Consider the following 15,963-nt stretch of genomic DNA (forward strand, 5'->3'; position numbering starts at 1 on the left):
TCTCAAAAGATGGCGCGGTATTGCTACGCGCTACGCCAAAAACGCCTCTTCCTTCGCCGCCGCTGTCCAGATCCGTTGTATTGCTATTTGGCTCCTTGTTTATTGACGACGCCATCTAACTACCTCCGCCATTAGAACCCGGCGCTTAGACAAGAAGTCGAAGTAGTCCATATGCTCCCAATCTTCCGGCAGGGCATGGTCAGCATAAATACTGCCCTTCTCAGTAGGGTCGATTTTTGCAAGCTGGTCTTTCATATATTCGGCAGGACTTGTATCCAAAACTTCGATATTATCGCTCCACTCAATGAAAGCAAAATTGGCCATCTGGTTTCGATCTCTGTCATCAGCTATCCCGATCCTGGCCAAATATGCTTTTGGAAACAGGTGGTGTTTCTCCAGTACTTTCTTTTTTCCATCAGCAGTTGGGTCAAATAATTCCCGGGTATGGAGCGTTGAGAACAGCACTTTCGCGTCCAACACATTCAGGGCGGCACAGTAGCCGAACCAGGATGGGTTGCGCGGCGCGGAATTCGCCAGACTGTTGGGCAGAGTGATGGCAAAATAGTCCCCTGTGAACACAGAGGCTATTTTCTTTTCCAACAGCGCAACAAAGGCCTCCTCCGTTTTTACATTGCGCAGATCTGCCAAATCCGATTCCATATCCGTTTCCGGAGAGCCGGTGTAATACCCCGTAACAGCGGTCATAAAGAACCACTTGGCAATCAGCTTTCGCAGTGCTGACTCGCTCATACCATAGTGAAACTTTCCAAAAAGGTACATCACGTAAGAGTAAACCAGGGCATTTTCTGAGGAAATTAGCGACTTAGATACGAACCCAGCCGCCTCCACGCACTTGAGAAAGTTTTTCCATATCTGCACATCCAGCACCTGTTCCAACACTTGTTTCAGCTTTTCAAAATTCTGAATACGAAGGCTATCCGTGTAAACACCATTTTCAAAGTCCCGGCCGCGCAGGAGCATATAGGCATAGTGCAGCCTCGCCCGCTGAAAGCCATAGCTCATAGCAACCCGCACAATGTGGGTGGGAGAGGGCTGGAACAAGAAGTTGTATGCCGTTCCCGGTTTCGGTGTCTTCGCGCTACGGCAGAAATCCACGATTTTCTGACGGCCCTCAGGCCAATAGACAGAGATAAGGGTAAGGATAAAATCATCCTCCCCAGTTTCTCTCTGCCAGAATTGACCCGCACGAAAATGTCAGCGACGCTCTCTTCATCAGAGTTACCGCTGATTTCCAAAGTAGGGATACTGAATCCTGTAAGAGAGAGCAAGTCCATAATATTCTGTTGGATGCTCTGCTTTTCGTCATCCGTCAGCGTGGCGTCGGTTTTCTTGCGGGCATCTGAGATGGTTTGGACTTTTTCCGAAATGTAGGCAAAGCTTTTGGACTCATTGCGAAAGACCTCACTGATGTCGTAGATCCATTCCGCGCCGCGTTTTGTTGCATTATCTCCCACCGCAAAAGTACGGGTCAGCGGGTTGAAAGATATGATGAGCTGCTTCTCGTTGAACTTTGCGTCTACAATCTTTTTGCCGTACATAACAGCATATAAAGAGGTCAGGCGCTGTTGACCGTCTATCACAAGGCTCTTGGGAGTCCCGAAAGGCTTATTATCTATGCCTATCGTTTTACTTTTCTCTGTATCATCCGCCGCATCCCAAATCATCAGATAGCCGATTGGGTAGCCTTTCAGCATAGAGTCCAGCAGGTCGCGGACCTTAGCGGCCCTCCAGACATAGCCCCGCTGAAGGTCAGGCAGGCCTAGTTTCCCCGTTTCGACCTCCATGATAAGCTCCCGCACCGTTCGGGGGACAGGCGTAAAAAGAGTTTTTGACATCCGTGACTCTCCTGAAAGACATTTTAACAATTATACAAATATACGAAAAGGAGGCAAAATACCCAAAATGTTTTTGCCTCCCCATTGGCGGAGATGAAGAGATTTGAACTCTTACGCCGGGGAACTCCCGACCTACCGCATTTCGAGTGCTGTGCGGGAATCGGAACTTGAGGGATTTCAGCAGAACCGAATGGAAGATAGGAGAACGCCAAAACCCCAGCGTTTGCGGGGAGTTTCGGCGTTTTGGAGCGGCGAAAATTCGTAAATGTAGATGTCGCGCCGGATTCCGGATTTTGAGCAGTTCTAAGAAAATTTCCGAGCTGTTCTTAGAATTTTGAGAGGAACTAGGCCATTTTGCGGGCAAATCAGCGGCGTTTGGCAGTGCAGATTTTAGAGCGTCAATACCGCACCGGGCCAAGAATCATGTGCGAAAGCCCCAAGAATGTCAAAGCCACCGGGCCTCCAATTCCACTCTGAGTACATCCAACAAATCAATATACTCCTCTTTCACGCGTTTCACCAGCGCCAGCGCAATTTCCTCATTATAGGAATGGGTCACATCATTCCGGGACATCAGCATAGCAAGCCACTTTTTCTCGTCCTGTATCATTCCGGCGCTATATGCCAGCTTGAGAATTTGCTTTGGTGAGCCGGTCTGTCCTTCGCCATAACCATGCTCCTGCAAAATCTCCTTCATGGCTTTCCATGCCTGCTCAAAGCATATCTCGAACAGGGCGGCGCTGCCGGTCAGGGTCAGCACATTGTATGGCTCATTCAAATTTCTGACGAGCCGCAGATTGTCCAGCGCCTTGCAGAAATTCTCATACTTTTTCATATATCACAACGCCGTCCTTCCTGATTTCATCCAGCAGCTCAGCTTGCACTGGCTTATTCAAATCCACTACATCAAACATGAGCAGGGTAGGTATATCCTCGTCAACGCTGGCAGCGAACGCAACAGTATCGCCGCCTTGAATAGCCAGGTCGATATCGCTGCGCTCCAGATTGTCGCCCCTTGCCCGGGAGCCGAAGAGGATCACCTTATCAAGGTTGCATTGGCGGGCTAGATCTGATATACTGTCTATGATAGGCTGTGGCAAATTCATCTTGATGGCCCCTCGTTTCAATGATAGATTTAGTATACAGGAATAGCCCAGAAAATGCAAGGAGATACTGCATGGAAACTGATACAGCAATTATGGATATGAACCAGCTCGAGTTCGCGGTGTTTTGCATTGAGAACATTGCCATCAGGCTCGGGGTCAACGCTGGCCGGGTATACCGGGCATTGGAGGATTCTCATATTCTGCATGGATATATCGTACCAGAATATGATGCGCTTCATACCCAGAGTAAGGATTATATTGTAGATGACATTTTGATGGTGATGAAAGAGCGAGGTGTGGAAATATGACTGCCAACCCTATCCTCCTTCAAAAGAAATACGCCAGGGTCATTTGCCGGTTTGCCGAAAAAGTCAGTATTTCACTGGATGACGCTTTAGCCTTCTTTTATCGTTCTACCATCTATACGCTCATTAGCGAAGGCGTTTCCGATATGCACTGCATGAGCGATGAATATCTGGCAGAAGATTTAGCGATTGAATATAAGGAAAGAATCAGCCGTTTTTAGGAAGGTTTCCCTTTAGCTGAAACCCTATAAAGGACACCTTATCCGATAGTCAAGGAAATGGCTCAAAAGCTTTCTCGGCTCCACTCCGATCCGCTCCGCAAGGGTGATCATATTGGCGCTGATAAGATGCAGATTCCGTTCCTCGAACCGCTTCTTCTCGTCCTCAGTTCTCAACACAAAGCTATCGCACAGGCCCACCAGTTTCGCGCCAAGCCCCTCAAAGCACCTTTGAGAAGGGATATTATCCACCTCCACAACAGCCCGAAACTCACCCACCCCTGTTCTGCGCTGAATCTCATTAAGATATAAACGCAAGCTTTTGGAACCGAAGCCCTGATGCGTGTATTTTCCATCCAACTCTATCGCAATCTCCCATATTTCAGCGCTTGTATCCTTGATCCCCAGATATCCAATAGGCTGATTGTTCTTTGAATCGCAAATGATGCAATAAAAAACCTGCGGGGCAAATATTTCATCCAGCAAAATGCTTTTCTTGTTATCTTTTGCAGTATTGTGGGCCGCTCTGTATATGAGTGAATACTGCATCCGGACGCTGCAATAGAATTCTTCATCTTCCGGCGTGATAGGGCGGATAAGGATTCCGTCTCCGCATACAAATACGGACTGAGATTTTTCCTTGGAGAAATCCCAGAACTCCTTATTTGCAAGAACTTGTTCTTCTGGTTGAATCATGTCATCAAGAATTTTAAGCAGTTCATCTTTCTTAATGGACGAACCGTCAGGCCGCTCATCCAATTTATCAAGAATCTGCCGAGCAAATTCTTTCATCTGCGTTTGCTGCGCCTTTTGGTGGATCCTATCCATGTGAACACCTCTTTGCAACCAGTATACAACAGCCCTCCGAAAATGGCAATAATCCTTTTCTTCCCGGCCATGTTATGCTATAATAATAAAAACATGGAAAGGACAGCCCCATGAAAATCATCATCTCTCCGGCAAAGAAAATGAACGTAGACACCGACAGCCTCCCCATAGACAGCCTGCCCCCATTCCTGCCCCAAACTGAGCGCCTATTGTCAGCGCTCCAAACCATGTCCCCAAAAGAACTGCAATCCCTCTGGAAGTGCAACGACAACCTCGCCCAACTAAACATAGAGCGCCTGAAAGCCATGACTTTACGCCAAAACCTGACCCCAGCCATCCTCTCCTACGAGGGCATACAGTACCGCTATATAGCTCCGGGCGTGATGGCAACCGGGCAGTTAGAGTACCTGCGGGAGCATTTGCGTATCTTATCGGGATTCTATGGGCTGCTCCGCCCCTTCGACGGCGTAACACCCTACCGATTAGAAATGCAGGCAAAGCTATCAGTAGGCGGTGCAAAAGACCTCTACGCCTTTTGGGGAGACAGCATAGCAAAGCAACTGGAAGGAGACTGGGTGCTGAATCTCGCGTCCAAGGAGTACAGCAAAGCGGTCACACCTTATCTTCCTGAAAGCTCCGTGTTGACCTGCGTATTCGGCGAGTGGCTTAACGGAAAGGTCATCGAAAAGGGTACCATGTGCAAAATGGCACGGGGCCAGATGGTGCGCTGGCTTGCCGAAAACGGCATTGAAAAAGCGGAAAAAATTCGCGAATTCGCGGATTTAGAGTATCGTTTCGACACAGAATTATCTACAGAAAACACATTTGTATTCATCAAAGGAGGACGCTGAAATGTTGGAAGTTGGAATGAAAGCCCCTGAGTTTACCCTGCCGGACAAGGACGGAAACATGGTATCGCTGGCCGATTTTGCGGGCAAAAAGGTTGTGCTATACTTCTATCCCCGGGACAACACCCCCGGCTGCACCCGCCAGGCCTGCGCCTTTGCAAGCGCTTATGAGGAGTTCAAAAACATCAATGCCGTGGTAATTGGCGTGAGCAAGGATTCGGTGACTTCCCACCAGAAATTCGCCGAAAAACACGGCCTGCCGTTTATACTTCTCTCCGACCCGGAGCGCGCCGCCATCGAGGCATACGGCGTGTGGCAAGAGAAGAAAAACTACGGCAAGGTGAGCATGGGCGTGGTACGTTCAACCTTTGTAATTGACGAAAACGGAGTGGTGGAGAAGGTAATGCCGAAGGTGAAACCGGACACCAACGCGGCGGAAATTATGGCGTATCTGCGCGGAGAGAAGTAGGATATGCCGTTTCACATCGTCCGTCAGGACATCACGAAAATGCAGGTGGACGCCATCGTCAACGCCGCCAACACCGCTTTGCAGATAGGCGGCGGGGTCTGCGGGGCGATATTCAATGCCGCTGGTGCGCAGAAAATGCAGACGGTCTGCGATAAACTTGCGCCCATCCAGCCGGGGGAGGCGGTGGTCATCCCCGGCTTTGCCCTGCCCGCCAAGTATGTGATTCACGCCGCTGGCCCAGATTACCACCCCAGCGACCGGGAGCGCTGCCGGGAACTGCTCCGCTCGGCCTACACAGAATCGCTGAAACTGGCAAAGAAACACCGCTGCAAGAGTATAGCTTTACCATTGATTTCCAGCGGCATTTACGGCTACCCGAAGGCCGAGGCCTTGGAGGTTGCGAAACAGGCCATCGAGGCGTTTTTGGACGAGTATGAGATGGAGGCCTATCTTGCCGTGTTCGACAAGTCCGCCTTCGTGCTGAGCGAGACCCTGCTGGGCGAGGTGGAAAGCTACATCGACCAGCACTACGTTGACGCGCACCAGCCCAAAAACCGTAACCTGCTGGGAGTTGAGAGTGCCGCGATAGGCATGGCGGCACCATTAATGCCCATGCCAATGATGGCTCCCAGCGCGGCGCTGGATGACCTGATGGAGCGTCTGGACGAGCCGTTTTCCGACACGCTTTTGAAGCTGATAGACGCCAAAGGCAAGACCGACGTGGAGGTCTACAAGCGGGCAAATATCGACCGCAAGCTGTTCTCGAAGATACGCAAGGGCCACGGTTACACGCCGAGAAAGCCAACTATTTTGGCGCTTGCAATAGCGCTGGAATTGACACTTCCGGAGACGGATGACCTCTTGGAGCGGGCGGGGTACGCGCTGTCCCAAGCCAGCAAATTTGACGTGATCGTGGAGTATTTCATCGTCAATGGAAGGTATGATATTTTTGAGATAAATGAGGTGCTTTTTCAGTATGACCAGCCGCTTTTAGGCGTGTGAAGAGCAAAAGGATAAACTGGAATTTTGAAAGGGAACATTGGGATGAAAAAGACAAGTTTTATAATCGTTATAATCATTGTAGTAGTCAGCGCAATAAGTATCCATCTAATAACCAGCCCCAAAGTATTAGGCAATATGAGCAAAAGTTATTCAGAGCAAATAACTACAACTTCTGATATTTCGTTTTCGGGGGAAACAGGCGATAGAATAAAGTTTTCATTCAAGTCTGATATTATAAGCGGGAATTTAGATATGGTCTTATATGATTCAGTTGGAAATGAAGTATATACATTAGACAGCGCAAGAGCGTTAGAAACTTTTTTCACTTTGGAGCGTTCAGATACATATACTTTAGCTGCCAAATGTAGTAATTTTATTGGAGATTATAAGATTGTTGTTTATAATATGTCAGATTAAAACGTTTTGTCTGACACAGAAATTCCAGTTTTCTTGTCACACAAGAACTTGTCGCTTTGAAAGCGACCGAAAGACCTCCTGTGTGGGCTATAATGAAGCCATCAAAACACAGGAGGCCATTTTCATGAAAAACTTAACGGAATTAGTGTTCATCCTGGACAAAAGCGGCTCAATGGCTGGCCTGGAAAAGGACACCATCGGCGGGTTCAACTCCATGCTGCAAAAGCAGAGGGACCTGGACGGCGAGTGCCGCATTACCACGGTGCTGTTCGACAACCGCTACGAGCTCCTGCACGACCGCATTGATATCCGCGCGGTCAGCCCCATGACCGACCGGGAGTACCAGGTGGGCGGCTCCACGGCTCTTTTGGACGCCATCGGGCTGACGGTTCAGAAGCTGGTGTCGGTGCAGAAGAACACCGCCGAGGAGTACCGCGCTGAGAAGGTGATGTTCGTAATCATCACTGACGGCGAGGAGAATTCCAGCCGGGAGTTCAGCGCTGAGAGGGTCAAGAAGATGATCGAGCTTGAGAAGGAGAAGTACGGCTGGGAGTTCGTGTTTTTGGGCGCGAATATTGACGCGGTGGAGACTGCCGGACGGTTTGGCATAGCCCCGCAGATGGCCGTGGACTACGTCGCCGACGAGGAGGGCGTTGAACTGAACTTTGACGCCATGAGCGAGGCGATGGCCAGTTTCCGGGCGGTGGGCGCAGTGCCCCAGGCGCCGCTGGAGAGGATACGGAAGGATAGGAAGAAGAGGTGGGGCCGAGGCTAAACCCGATCGTAACTTGCGTTCATCTCAAAGAGGTCTTTACTTTGCGGGAACGCCGCCCGGAAAACGTCGTAAATCTTCTTTTCCTTGCTGAGTATGAGCACAAATGCGCTGTCAAACGCCACGATCTCCACGCTCGCCAAGGGGTGCTGAAGTGTTAGCGGGTTCGTCCAAAATCCCGGATTCCCGTTAGCGTATGGCGAGGGGTACTGTAGGGCCTGTTCTCTGGTGACGTGCGGCTTGAAGCCGGAGAACACGCCCCAGACCCATTGTACACCGGAAAGTCCGTCCAACATTTGCATAAGCTCCGCGCCGGTTTTCCACTCATCATCCTCCCGCATTTCGGGTGGGTAGGCGTAGCAGGTCCAGTCGGTGATGAGCCAGTTATGGTGTGGGCCTACGTCACCGAGGCCGTGCATAATGACGTGCATATTGGTGAAATGCTGCTGACCCTTGTCTAAGATAGCGCCGTATATTATGTGTCCTTCCTTTTATAGACCGGTAATACCCGCTGTCCCCAGCCCAAAATATTTGTCGAAGAAACCCTTAAACCTATCGATTATCCTCTGCTTTTTCTCAGCCCGATTCCCGCCGCCAAAACGCGACACCGGCGGCATCAGCCGGTCAATATCCGTACCGGTGGTCTTGATCTCCCCGGCCTGTAGAGAGCTTTCCATGAATTGCCGGGTCTCCTCCGGCTTGAGCCTTTCCTCTGTGATGATAGCCGTCAGTTCCTGCTCTTTTTGCTGCATTACAAATTCACGCCACTCCAGGAAAACATCCTCCACATCATTGATCCCGGCAATGAAGTTCTCGATCAGCGCCTTTTTGCTCCGCAGCTCCGGGCTGGCGTCCACAGCTTTTCGGATGGTGATCAAGATCTCCTTATCCTCGCTGTGGGAGTCATGATACTTCTTCACCAGCAGCAAAATGTAGTCAATATTGATCTCCACCTGCCGGATAAGCTCAATCTCAAAGACAATATCATCGTCGATATCGGAGCTGGTGCCCTTCTTCCTTCGCTCGGCCCACTCGTCTTTCAAATCCTGATACCGTCCCAGATAGTCCTGCAGATCCCGTTCGGACAGGATGTCACAACCTTGGAACTGGTCAAAAGAGGTCAGGATGTTCCGCATCCGCAGTATTGCACCAAAGACAGAAATAAAGTCTTTCTCATTCTGTTCACCAATGATCTGCGGCTCAGAAAGTGGAAATTTTGTCAGCAGCTTTTGAATGAGTGTCTCATAGCCGGGGTGTCGGACACCGTCCTCGTCTGTATAGCCGCTGAAATAGTCTTGGAAACTCCGCAGCAACACAATGCCCCCCGCCTGCTTGTCCCCAAAGAGTGAGATAGCATCATCCACCCGCTTTTGCAGGTTGCGGAAGCATACAATATTGCCGAAGGTCTTGACGGAGTTTAATATGCGATTTGTGCGGGAAAATGCCTGAATCAAACCGTGCATCTTGAGATTCTTGTCCACCCAAAGGGTATTCAGTGTGGTAGCGTCAAAGCCAGTGAGGAACATATTGACCACAATCAGCAGGTCGATCTCCCGGTTTTTCATGCGCAAGGACACATCTTTATAGTAATTCTGGAATTTGTCACCAGAGGTATCATAGTTGGTGTGGAATATCCCGTTATAGTCCCTAATAGCCTGCTCCAGAAAGTCGCGAGAATTTTGGTCAAGTGCTGAGGTATCCTCCGGGTTTTCCTCGTCCAGAATACCATCCGTTTCCACCTCGTTTGCCCCATAGCTGTAAATGATGGCCACCCGCAGCCGTTTGCTGGGGTCAGCGTCCATCTGCCGCTTGAACTCTGCATAGTAGAGCTTTGCCATATCTACAGAGGCCACCGCAAAAATGGAGTTAAAGCCGCTGAGCCGCTGCTTTTTCTTGATCTCCTCCACCTGGGATTTTCCGGCGGCAACCTCTGAGATATTCGTCAGGGCATTAAACATATAGGTCTTATTCCCGCGGTAGGTCTTTTGGTCAAAATGCTCCAGAATATACCGGGTGACAAGCTCGATGCGCTCCGGGGCCATATACGCCTTTTCCCGGTTGATATCCCAAACCTGTTCGTCGATCATCTCCTCGTCCATGCCCATGGTCTTGTAGTAGTCCACATGGAAGGGCAGGACGTTCTTATCGTTGATAGCGTCCACAATGGTGTAGGTGTGTAGCTGGTCGCCGAAGGTCTGTTGTGTGGTGCGAAACTGGGGATTGCCGCCCCTACCAGCATTGACAGCAAAAATCGGCGTGCCGGTGAAACCAAACAGGTGGTACTTCTTAAAGTTTTTTACAATGGCTGTGTGCATATCCCCAAACTGGCTGCGGTGGCACTCGTCGAAGATAATCACAACGCGCTTGTCATAGACCTCATGGCCCTTGTTCTTCGCCACAAAGGTGGAGAGCTTTTGAATGGTGGTGATGATGATCCTGGCGTTGGGGTCCTCCAACTGCTTTTTCAAGATGGCGGTGGAGGTGTTGGAGTTGGCCGCGCCCTTCTCAAAGCGGTCGTACTCCTTCATGGTCTGGTAGTCCAGGTCTTTCCGGTCCACCACGAACAGCACCTTACCTATGTAAGGCAGCAGAAAGGCCAGACGGGCAGTTTTGAAACTGGTGAGGGTCTTGCCGGAGCCGGTGGTGTGCCAGATGTACCCGCCCCCGGCGATGGAGCCATATTTTTTGTAGTTGTTCGCAATCTCAATACGGTTCAAGATGCGCTCGGTGGCGGTGATTTGATAGGGCCGCATGACCATCAACATCTGCTCCGAGGTAAAAATGCAGTACCGTGTCAGCACGTTCAAGAGGGTGTGCTTGGCGAAAAATGTGCGGGTGAAATCTATCAAATCCGGCAGAACCCGGTTGTTGGCGTCGGCCCAGAAAGACGTAAACTCAAAGCTGTTGCTGGTCTTTTTCTTCCTGGCGGCAGAGCTAGAGGTAGCGTCCTTGATGGCGTTGCGGCGGGTAGTGTTGGAGTAATACTTGGTGTTCGTGCCATTAGAAATGACGAAAATCTGTACATAGTCATACAGCCCGCTGCCCGCCCAAAAGCTGTCCCGCTGGTAGCGGTCGATCTGGTTGAACGCCTCCCGGATAGCCACGCCCCGGCGTTTCAGCTCGATATGGACCAGGGGCAGCCCATTTACCAAAACCGTGACGTCATAACGGTTATCATAATGCGCACTGTCCGCTTTGCCCACAGTGTACTGATTGATGACCTGGAGGCGGTTGTTGTGGATATTCTTCTTGTCAATCAGGGAGATATTCTTGCTCTCGCCGGTATCCCGCCGCAAAACCTGCACAAAGTCCTCTTGGATGCGGCGTGTCTTGTCCTCAATGCCGTCGTTGGCGCCCGAAATGCACTCGCTAAAAAACCGCTCCCACTCGGAATCGGCGAAGGTGTAGCCGTTCAGCTCCTCCAGCTTTTTGCGGAGATTGGCAACCAGCTCTTTTTCCGCATGAATGGGCAGATACTCGTACCCTTGCTCACACAGTAGCCGGATGAACTCCTTTTCCAGCGCGGCCTCGCTCTGGTAACTGTCGGAGCGGGCCTTGACCGGCTCGTATTCTGTGACCACTGTATCTTTGTTGGATGAGGCAATCAGATTATAAGTGCCCATCATTAACTTCCTCACTTTCTCGTATATCCTGACTGGATGAAAAGATTATAGCATCTAACCACAATAGCACCTTTAAGAAATCCATTTTACTATGTTCTCTGTGTGTTCTACCATGTAAATCCCAGTGCCTATTTACAATCTGTGGCTCTTGGCCAGAAAAGTCAGAATTGCAAAAAATAGAAGTGTCAAATGATTTGAACGCTTTGTATATACAAAGCGTTTTCCTATCTATTTCACTGAGCTGTATTTCACTGACCATTTTCTTTTTTACTACATCAAGTCTACTCTTAAACTTAGTTGTAGTTTGTTCTGATACATCGGCAAGCACTCCGTCTATCAAAGAAAAGAGTCCTATGCACGCAATCAGATAATGATTTATGCGGTATGCAGAAATAATCTGGTCAAATAATTCGGCATACTTCTGCACCTGCTCACTCTGTTGACATCTTTTAATTACCCTTTCCATGTTACATTCATTGTTTCCAAAGTAGTACGAGCAGGCTACCTCCTCTATGTTTGCGCCGTTGTATATCTCTTGGGCGAGGTCTTGTGACAAATCATCTGTAAAAACAATTTGGCCTTCTATCAGCCTGTCTGCCGCTACACTCCATATTCCAAAATCTGCAAAGGCTTGAAGATACATGGATATGTTTTCCGCATTGTTCTGATACCATGTATGAGCTTTTTCTAACGCAGCGGCAAAAATTTCAAGATTCCTAATAACGCCTTGCATACCAGCCCATATTTCATTGTAGCTCAAGGAATTCACCTATACTGACGCCTCCTTAAAGGTCAAAAGCTTGTCCCTATAGTATTCATACTGCTTGCGCCGGGCCTCTATCTCGGCGGGCAGGCCGGAGGTCAGGTCGTTGCACAGGGCGTCGAAGCGGTCGAGGATGGAGACGATGCGGTGTTGGGTTTCTAATGGGGGAATGGGCACGGGAAACTCATTCAACATTGGCCTCCTGATAGACGCAACCGACCCCTGAAACATACTTTTTTGAATATAGGGCAGGAACATAGCCTGCATATAGTAAAAATAGTATTTGGGTGATACCTCTGGGGTATTGATATGTATCCTATACGCCCGTTGGTGAAGGGCGTACTTCCCTTCAATATAGTGAAACACTTTTCCAACGCCTACACCGTCGCCGGCAGTTATAATCGCAATTTCATCAAATTCAAATTCGTTTTTCCTGCGCGGTTCTTGTGAACGCACAAAGAAAGGATATAGGCCCTCATCCATGCCATCGTTGGTGTTGCTGCTCCCTGTTCCAATGTCTGCAATTTCCCTCAGCGCCACCCACTTTACTGTGCTACCTTCTCTCTCTCTCTCTCTCTCTCTCTACATGAACAGATTGTGAACTATCGAAGGAAAGCAGGAGGTCACGGTAATATTCATACTGCTTTTTTCTCGCCGAGAGTTCAGCCGTAAGCCGTTCCTCAAGCTCTGAAGTCAGTTTTGTGAAGCTGTCCAGTATGCGGACGATTTCACTCTGCACGGGGAGAGGGGGTAGGGGGATTGTAACTGCATTTAGGGTGTCCGGCGTAACCTCCATTACCTTTGTGCCGTGGACCAGTTTCCTTTTTTGTGCGGCAAACATTTGAGTGTGAAAGTAGTAAGCTAGATACTTTGCGTTCTGATTATGATGAATAATTGCCGTGTGTCCGCTGACCGCAACCGCCTCGTCACCTAACCAAGCCACACATTTACATACATCCTCGATGTTTTCACTTGTAACGGCCATGACAATATCATTGGGATAGGCCAGTTTTTGCTTTTTGGCACACTCTTTGCTGATAAAGGTAAATGTCTGATTGGCAAACAGGCCATATCTGGTATAGATTTGTCCGTAATGGATACAGGGGACACCATCAGAACAGAAATCCTTCTTTTGAAGATTTCCACCTCTTGAGATAGTCGCAATTTCGCCCAGCTTTTTATATTGCACCCCATTAGGGCAAAGTTCTCCTATCAGCTTTTCTAATCTGCTCATATAATTAAATCCCCACCTTATTGCCCAGATAAGCCAGATTTCCTAATCTGTCCCTCTAATTTTGTGGTCAAATCCTGCATATCATTCCACACAACGAATTGAATTTGTTTCACATCAAAATGCAAATGGGTAAATTCGTCTGAGCGGCAAAGATGAATGACGGTTTTTCCAATACCTTTGGCATACCCGGCTTCATAGTAAACACCTGCATTTTGATAGGTGAAGTCAGCAACGAGAAACTTACAGCTTCGAATTTCTTCAAACATTTTTACTGAAATGTTTTCGTTGTGAGCGTCTAAATCAAGATAATATGGTTGGTTTTTTGATGCAACAATAGCTGCTTGTGTGCCAGTACGAATAGCATCCACACAATCATACTTTTCTTTATTCATTGGCATAGATACGAAAACCGAGCCAGAAGAAGGCAAAACTGGATTCATTGTAGGAACAATGCTTTGCCCTGTGGCAATTTGGTGCACTAAGGCCAACTGCTCATCGGAGGCATTATTTATAAGGAAATCATGTAAGGACGTCAAATTGTCCTCATGTACCCACGAACTTGTTCCTTTGAACTCTTTAGAAGGTAATCCGAAATAAGCTAATATTTCTTCAATAATACCAAATCGGCCAAAATTGAAGTAATGGTTATCACTTTCTGCTTTTTTTCGAAACTCAAAAAAGATTTGTTCTTTATTCATGCCTCCACCTCAATCTCCCCAATAATCTTCCCAATCTCCTCCCTCAACACCTGCTCCCTCGCCACGATCTCCTCAATCTCCGCATTGAGTTTCACAATATCGATCTTCTCCCGGGTGTCCTCCGCCTCCACATAAGTGGACACAGATAGATTATACCCGCTCTCCACGATCTCGCCATACTCCGCCAGATGGGAGAAGTGCTTGATCTCCTCCCGGCTGGTAAAAACAGATACCACACGCTGGATATTCTCCGCTGTCAGACGGTTGTTGTTCGTCACCTTTACGCACTCGCCGGAGGCGTCGATAAACAGGGTCTTATTGTCCGCCTTGTTCTTTTTCAGCACCATGATACAGGTGGCAATGCTCGTCCCAAAGAACAGGTTGGCCGGGAGCTGGATCACGCAGTCAACAAAATTGTTGTCGATGAGGTACTTGCGGATCTTCTGCTCCGCGCCGCCCCGGTACATGATGCCGGGGAAGCAGACGATGGCCGCCGTGCCGCCTGCTGCCAGCCAGGACAGGGAGTGCATGATAAAGGCTAGGTCGGCTTTGGACTTGGGGGCCAGCACCCCGGCGGGAGCAAAGCGGGGGTCGTTGATGAGGGTGGCGTCCTCATCGCCAGCCCACTTGATGGAGTAGGGGGGATTGGAGACGATCAGCTCAAAGGGCTCGTCGTCCCAGTGCTGGGGGGCGGTCAGGGTATCCTCGCAGGCAATGTTGAACTTGTCGAAGCCCACGTCGTGGAGGAACATATTGATACGGCACAGGTTGTAGGTGGTGATGTTGATCTCCTGCCCGAAATAGCCGAACTGCACACCGTCCTTGCCTAGCACCTTCTCCGCCTTCAGCAGCAGCGAGCCGGAGCCGCAGGCCGGGTCATAGACCTTGTTGACCCGGGTCTTGCCCACCGTGCCAAGCCGGGTCAGTAACTCGGAGACCTCGGCGGGCGTGAAAAACTCCCCGCCGGACTTGCCCGCGTTGGAGGCGTACATGGTCATGAGATACTCATAGGCGTCGCCGAAAGCGTCAATGCGGTGCTCCTTCACATTGCCCAGGTTCATGTCCGCCACGCCGTTCAGCAGCTTTACAAGCTTTTCGTTGCGCTTTGCCACGGTAGCCCCCAGCTTGTTACTGTTCACGTCGAAATCATCGAACAGCCCCTCAAAGTCCCCTTCAGAGGGACTGCCTTTTGCCGAATCCTCAATGTGGTGAAATACTGTTTCCAACGTTTCGTTTAAGTTCTCGTCCTGGGGCGCTCTGATCCGGACGTTGCAGAACAGCTCAGAGGGCAGCATGAAAAAGCCCTTCTCCTGCACCAGCCCCTCTCGTGCCTCCTCCGCCTCTGCGTCAGAAAGCTGAGCATAGTCAAAGCCGTCGTTTCCTGCGGCAATTTCCCCAGCATTGATATATTCCGTCAGGTTTTCTGAGATGTACCGATAGAACATAGTGCCCAGCACATAGCTCTTGAAGTCCCAGCCGTCCACGCTGCCCCGCAGCTCGTCGGCAATGGCCCAGATTGCCCGGTGGAGCTCCTCGCGTTCCTGCTCTTTCTTTATGTCTGCCATGAATCCTGCTCCTTTTTACACAATAAAACTCCTGTAACCATTATAAAGTCTTATGAGAGTTTTTGCAACAAAAAGTGACCCACATCAGGGAAAATTGACGAGCCGAGGGCAAATCTCGCAACTCCCAAGCGCTCCCTTTCCCGCATGATAATGCTCTCAGGAATAGCGGGCAGCCACTTCCTGCTGAACATGGTACTGCCAAAATATGCGTCAAAGTTTGTGACCGGCAGCACGACCCATTCAGAATCCTCCGGCTTAT

Annotated in this window: 19 protein-coding genes and 2 pseudogenes; 8 read left to right on the forward strand and 13 right to left on the reverse strand. The window is 49.6% G+C overall.

Annotated elements, in window-relative coordinates; translation table 11 throughout:
- A pseudogene (locus tag U8U01_RS15780) lies at nt 1-106 on the forward strand (IS5/IS1182 family transposase); the annotation flags it as partial.
- On the opposite strand, the gene U8U01_RS15785 reads toward U8U01_RS15780, so the two are convergent.
- From U8U01_RS15785 to U8U01_RS15800, 4 genes are all read right to left on the reverse strand, one after another.
- Nucleotides 100-1,023 (reverse strand): hypothetical protein, encoded by a 924-nt coding sequence (locus tag U8U01_RS15785; RefSeq protein ID WP_322176303.1) that lies wholly within the window; start codon nt 1,021-1,023, stop codon nt 100-102. The pseudogene U8U01_RS15780 and the gene U8U01_RS15785 sit on opposite strands and share 7 nt — an antisense overlap.
- Entirely contained in the window at nt 1,020-1,856 is an 837-nt protein-coding gene (locus tag U8U01_RS15790; RefSeq protein ID WP_322176308.1) for a DUF262 domain-containing protein, read from the reverse strand. The genes U8U01_RS15785 and U8U01_RS15790 overlap by 4 nt, the downstream gene beginning before the upstream one ends.
- Before the next feature lie 445 nt (nt 1,857-2,301).
- Nucleotides 2,302-2,691 (reverse strand): HI0074 family nucleotidyltransferase substrate-binding subunit, encoded by a 390-nt coding sequence (locus tag U8U01_RS15795; protein WP_322176311.1) that lies wholly within the window; start codon nt 2,689-2,691, stop codon nt 2,302-2,304.
- Complete coding sequence (locus tag U8U01_RS15800) at nt 2,678-2,962, reverse strand: nucleotidyltransferase domain-containing protein (RefSeq protein WP_322176314.1); 285 nt, start codon at nt 2,960-2,962, stop codon at nt 2,678-2,680. Before U8U01_RS15800 ends, U8U01_RS15795 begins: the two co-directional genes overlap by 14 nt.
- 71 nt (nt 2,963-3,033) lie before the next feature.
- Here U8U01_RS15800 and U8U01_RS15805 point away from each other — a divergent pair, with 71 nt between their 5' ends.
- Together U8U01_RS15805 and U8U01_RS15810 are read left to right on the forward strand one after the other, a co-directional pair.
- Nucleotides 3,034-3,270 (forward strand): DUF3791 domain-containing protein, encoded by a 237-nt coding sequence (locus U8U01_RS15805; protein WP_322176317.1) that lies wholly within the window; start codon nt 3,034-3,036, stop codon nt 3,268-3,270.
- Nucleotides 3,267-3,488, forward strand: coding sequence for a DUF3791 domain-containing protein (locus U8U01_RS15810; protein ID WP_322176321.1), 222 nt, complete (start codon nt 3,267-3,269; stop codon nt 3,486-3,488). Before U8U01_RS15805 ends, U8U01_RS15810 begins: the two co-directional genes overlap by 4 nt.
- A gap of 24 nt (nt 3,489-3,512) precedes the next feature.
- On the opposite strand, the gene U8U01_RS15815 is transcribed toward U8U01_RS15810, so the two are convergent.
- Nucleotides 3,513-4,313 (reverse strand): GNAT family N-acetyltransferase, encoded by an 801-nt coding sequence (locus tag U8U01_RS15815; protein WP_322176325.1) that lies wholly within the window; start codon nt 4,311-4,313, stop codon nt 3,513-3,515.
- A 110-nt stretch (nt 4,314-4,423) separates the two neighbouring features.
- Here U8U01_RS15815 and yaaA point away from each other — a divergent pair, with 110 nt between their 5' ends.
- The 5 genes from yaaA (at nt 4,424) to U8U01_RS15840 (ending at nt 7,824) form a co-directional block, all read left to right on the forward strand.
- Nucleotides 4,424-5,164: a peroxide stress protein YaaA gene (gene yaaA, locus U8U01_RS15820; RefSeq protein WP_322176328.1), complete on the forward strand. Its 741-nt coding sequence runs from the start codon at nt 4,424-4,426 to the stop codon at nt 5,162-5,164.
- A gap of 1 nt (nt 5,165) precedes the next feature.
- Nucleotides 5,166-5,630 carry a thioredoxin-dependent thiol peroxidase gene (gene bcp, locus U8U01_RS15825; protein ID WP_322176330.1) on the forward strand — a complete coding sequence of 155 codons (465 nt, stop codon included), beginning with the start codon at nt 5,166-5,168 and terminating at the stop codon, nt 5,628-5,630.
- 3 nt (nt 5,631-5,633) lie between these two features.
- Nucleotides 5,634-6,632, forward strand: a complete 999-nt coding sequence (locus U8U01_RS15830) for a macro domain-containing protein (protein WP_322176333.1) — start codon at nt 5,634-5,636, stop codon at nt 6,630-6,632.
- A gap of 42 nt (nt 6,633-6,674) precedes the next feature.
- Complete coding sequence (locus tag U8U01_RS15835; protein ID WP_322176336.1) at nt 6,675-7,049, forward strand: hypothetical protein; 375 nt, start codon at nt 6,675-6,677, stop codon at nt 7,047-7,049.
- Between the two features lie 124 nt (nt 7,050-7,173).
- Nucleotides 7,174-7,824 carry a vWA domain-containing protein gene (locus U8U01_RS15840; protein WP_322176339.1) on the forward strand — a complete coding sequence of 217 codons (651 nt, stop codon included), beginning with the start codon at nt 7,174-7,176 and terminating at the stop codon, nt 7,822-7,824.
- On the opposite strand, the gene U8U01_RS15845 is transcribed toward U8U01_RS15840, so the two are convergent.
- The 8 genes and pseudogenes from U8U01_RS15845 to U8U01_RS15880 form a co-directional block, all read right to left on the reverse strand.
- Nucleotides 7,821-8,240 carry a hypothetical protein gene (locus U8U01_RS15845; RefSeq protein ID WP_322176342.1) on the reverse strand — a complete coding sequence of 140 codons (420 nt, stop codon included), beginning with the start codon at nt 8,238-8,240 and terminating at the stop codon, nt 7,821-7,823. The genes U8U01_RS15840 and U8U01_RS15845 overlap by 4 nt on opposite strands.
- Before the next feature lie 72 nt (nt 8,241-8,312).
- Entirely contained in the window at nt 8,313-11,444 is a 3,132-nt protein-coding gene (locus U8U01_RS15850; RefSeq protein WP_322176345.1) for a type I restriction endonuclease subunit R, read from the reverse strand.
- Complete coding sequence (locus U8U01_RS15855) at nt 11,431-12,204, reverse strand: hypothetical protein (RefSeq protein ID WP_322176348.1); 774 nt, start codon at nt 12,202-12,204, stop codon at nt 11,431-11,433. The genes U8U01_RS15850 and U8U01_RS15855 overlap by 14 nt, the downstream gene beginning before the upstream one ends.
- Before the next feature lie 9 nt (nt 12,205-12,213).
- Complete coding sequence (locus U8U01_RS15860) at nt 12,214-12,747, reverse strand: restriction endonuclease subunit S (RefSeq protein ID WP_322176351.1); 534 nt, start codon at nt 12,745-12,747, stop codon at nt 12,214-12,216.
- A gap of 13 nt (nt 12,748-12,760) precedes the next feature.
- Nucleotides 12,761-13,441, reverse strand: a complete 681-nt coding sequence (locus U8U01_RS15865; protein WP_322176354.1) for a restriction endonuclease subunit S — start codon at nt 13,439-13,441, stop codon at nt 12,761-12,763.
- 17 nt (nt 13,442-13,458) lie between these two features.
- Entirely contained in the window at nt 13,459-14,139 is a 681-nt protein-coding gene (locus tag U8U01_RS15870; protein WP_322176357.1) for a hypothetical protein, read from the reverse strand.
- Nucleotides 14,136-15,704: a type I restriction-modification system subunit M gene (locus tag U8U01_RS15875; RefSeq protein ID WP_322176358.1), complete on the reverse strand. Its 1,569-nt coding sequence runs from the start codon at nt 15,702-15,704 to the stop codon at nt 14,136-14,138. Before U8U01_RS15875 ends, U8U01_RS15870 begins: the two co-directional genes overlap by 4 nt.
- Before the next feature lie 50 nt (nt 15,705-15,754).
- Nucleotides 15,755-15,963: pseudogene (locus U8U01_RS15880) on the reverse strand (hypothetical protein); the annotation flags it as partial.

The sequence above is a fragment of the Acutalibacter caecimuris genome (assembly GCF_034335085.1).
In the GTDB taxonomy this organism is placed as follows: Bacteria; Bacillota; Clostridia; order Oscillospirales; family Acutalibacteraceae; genus Acutalibacter; species Acutalibacter caecimuris.

Coding starts and splice junctions, on each gene's coding strand:
- U8U01_RS15785 (WP_322176303.1), bottom strand. CDS start 1,023: ATGAGCTATGGCTTTCAGCGGGCGAGGCTGCACTATGCCTATATGCTC.
- U8U01_RS15790 (WP_322176308.1), bottom strand. CDS start 1,856: ATGTCAAAAACTCTTTTTACGCCTGTCCCCCGAACGGTGCGGGAGCTT.
- U8U01_RS15795 (WP_322176311.1), bottom strand. CDS start 2,691: ATGAAAAAGTATGAGAATTTCTGCAAGGCGCTGGACAATCTGCGGCTC.
- U8U01_RS15800 (WP_322176314.1), bottom strand. CDS start 2,962: ATGAATTTGCCACAGCCTATCATAGACAGTATATCAGATCTAGCCCGC.
- U8U01_RS15805 (WP_322176317.1), top strand. CDS start 3,034: ATGGAAACTGATACAGCAATTATGGATATGAACCAGCTCGAGTTCGCG.
- U8U01_RS15810 (WP_322176321.1), top strand. CDS start 3,267: ATGACTGCCAACCCTATCCTCCTTCAAAAGAAATACGCCAGGGTCATT.
- U8U01_RS15815 (WP_322176325.1), bottom strand. CDS start 4,313: ATGGATAGGATCCACCAAAAGGCGCAGCAAACGCAGATGAAAGAATTT.
- yaaA (WP_322176328.1), top strand. CDS start 4,424: ATGAAAATCATCATCTCTCCGGCAAAGAAAATGAACGTAGACACCGAC.
- bcp (WP_322176330.1), top strand. CDS start 5,166: ATGTTGGAAGTTGGAATGAAAGCCCCTGAGTTTACCCTGCCGGACAAG.
- U8U01_RS15830 (WP_322176333.1), top strand. CDS start 5,634: ATGCCGTTTCACATCGTCCGTCAGGACATCACGAAAATGCAGGTGGAC.
- U8U01_RS15835 (WP_322176336.1), top strand. CDS start 6,675: ATGAAAAAGACAAGTTTTATAATCGTTATAATCATTGTAGTAGTCAGC.
- U8U01_RS15840 (WP_322176339.1), top strand. CDS start 7,174: ATGAAAAACTTAACGGAATTAGTGTTCATCCTGGACAAAAGCGGCTCA.
- U8U01_RS15845 (WP_322176342.1), bottom strand. CDS start 8,240: ATGCACGGCCTCGGTGACGTAGGCCCACACCATAACTGGCTCATCACC.
- U8U01_RS15850 (WP_322176345.1), bottom strand. CDS start 11,444: ATGGGCACTTATAATCTGATTGCCTCATCCAACAAAGATACAGTGGTC.
- U8U01_RS15865 (WP_322176354.1), bottom strand. CDS start 13,441: ATGAGCAGATTAGAAAAGCTGATAGGAGAACTTTGCCCTAATGGGGTG.
- U8U01_RS15870 (WP_322176357.1), bottom strand. CDS start 14,139: ATGAATAAAGAACAAATCTTTTTTGAGTTTCGAAAAAAAGCAGAAAGT.
- U8U01_RS15875 (WP_322176358.1), bottom strand. CDS start 15,704: ATGGCAGACATAAAGAAAGAGCAGGAACGCGAGGAGCTCCACCGGGCA.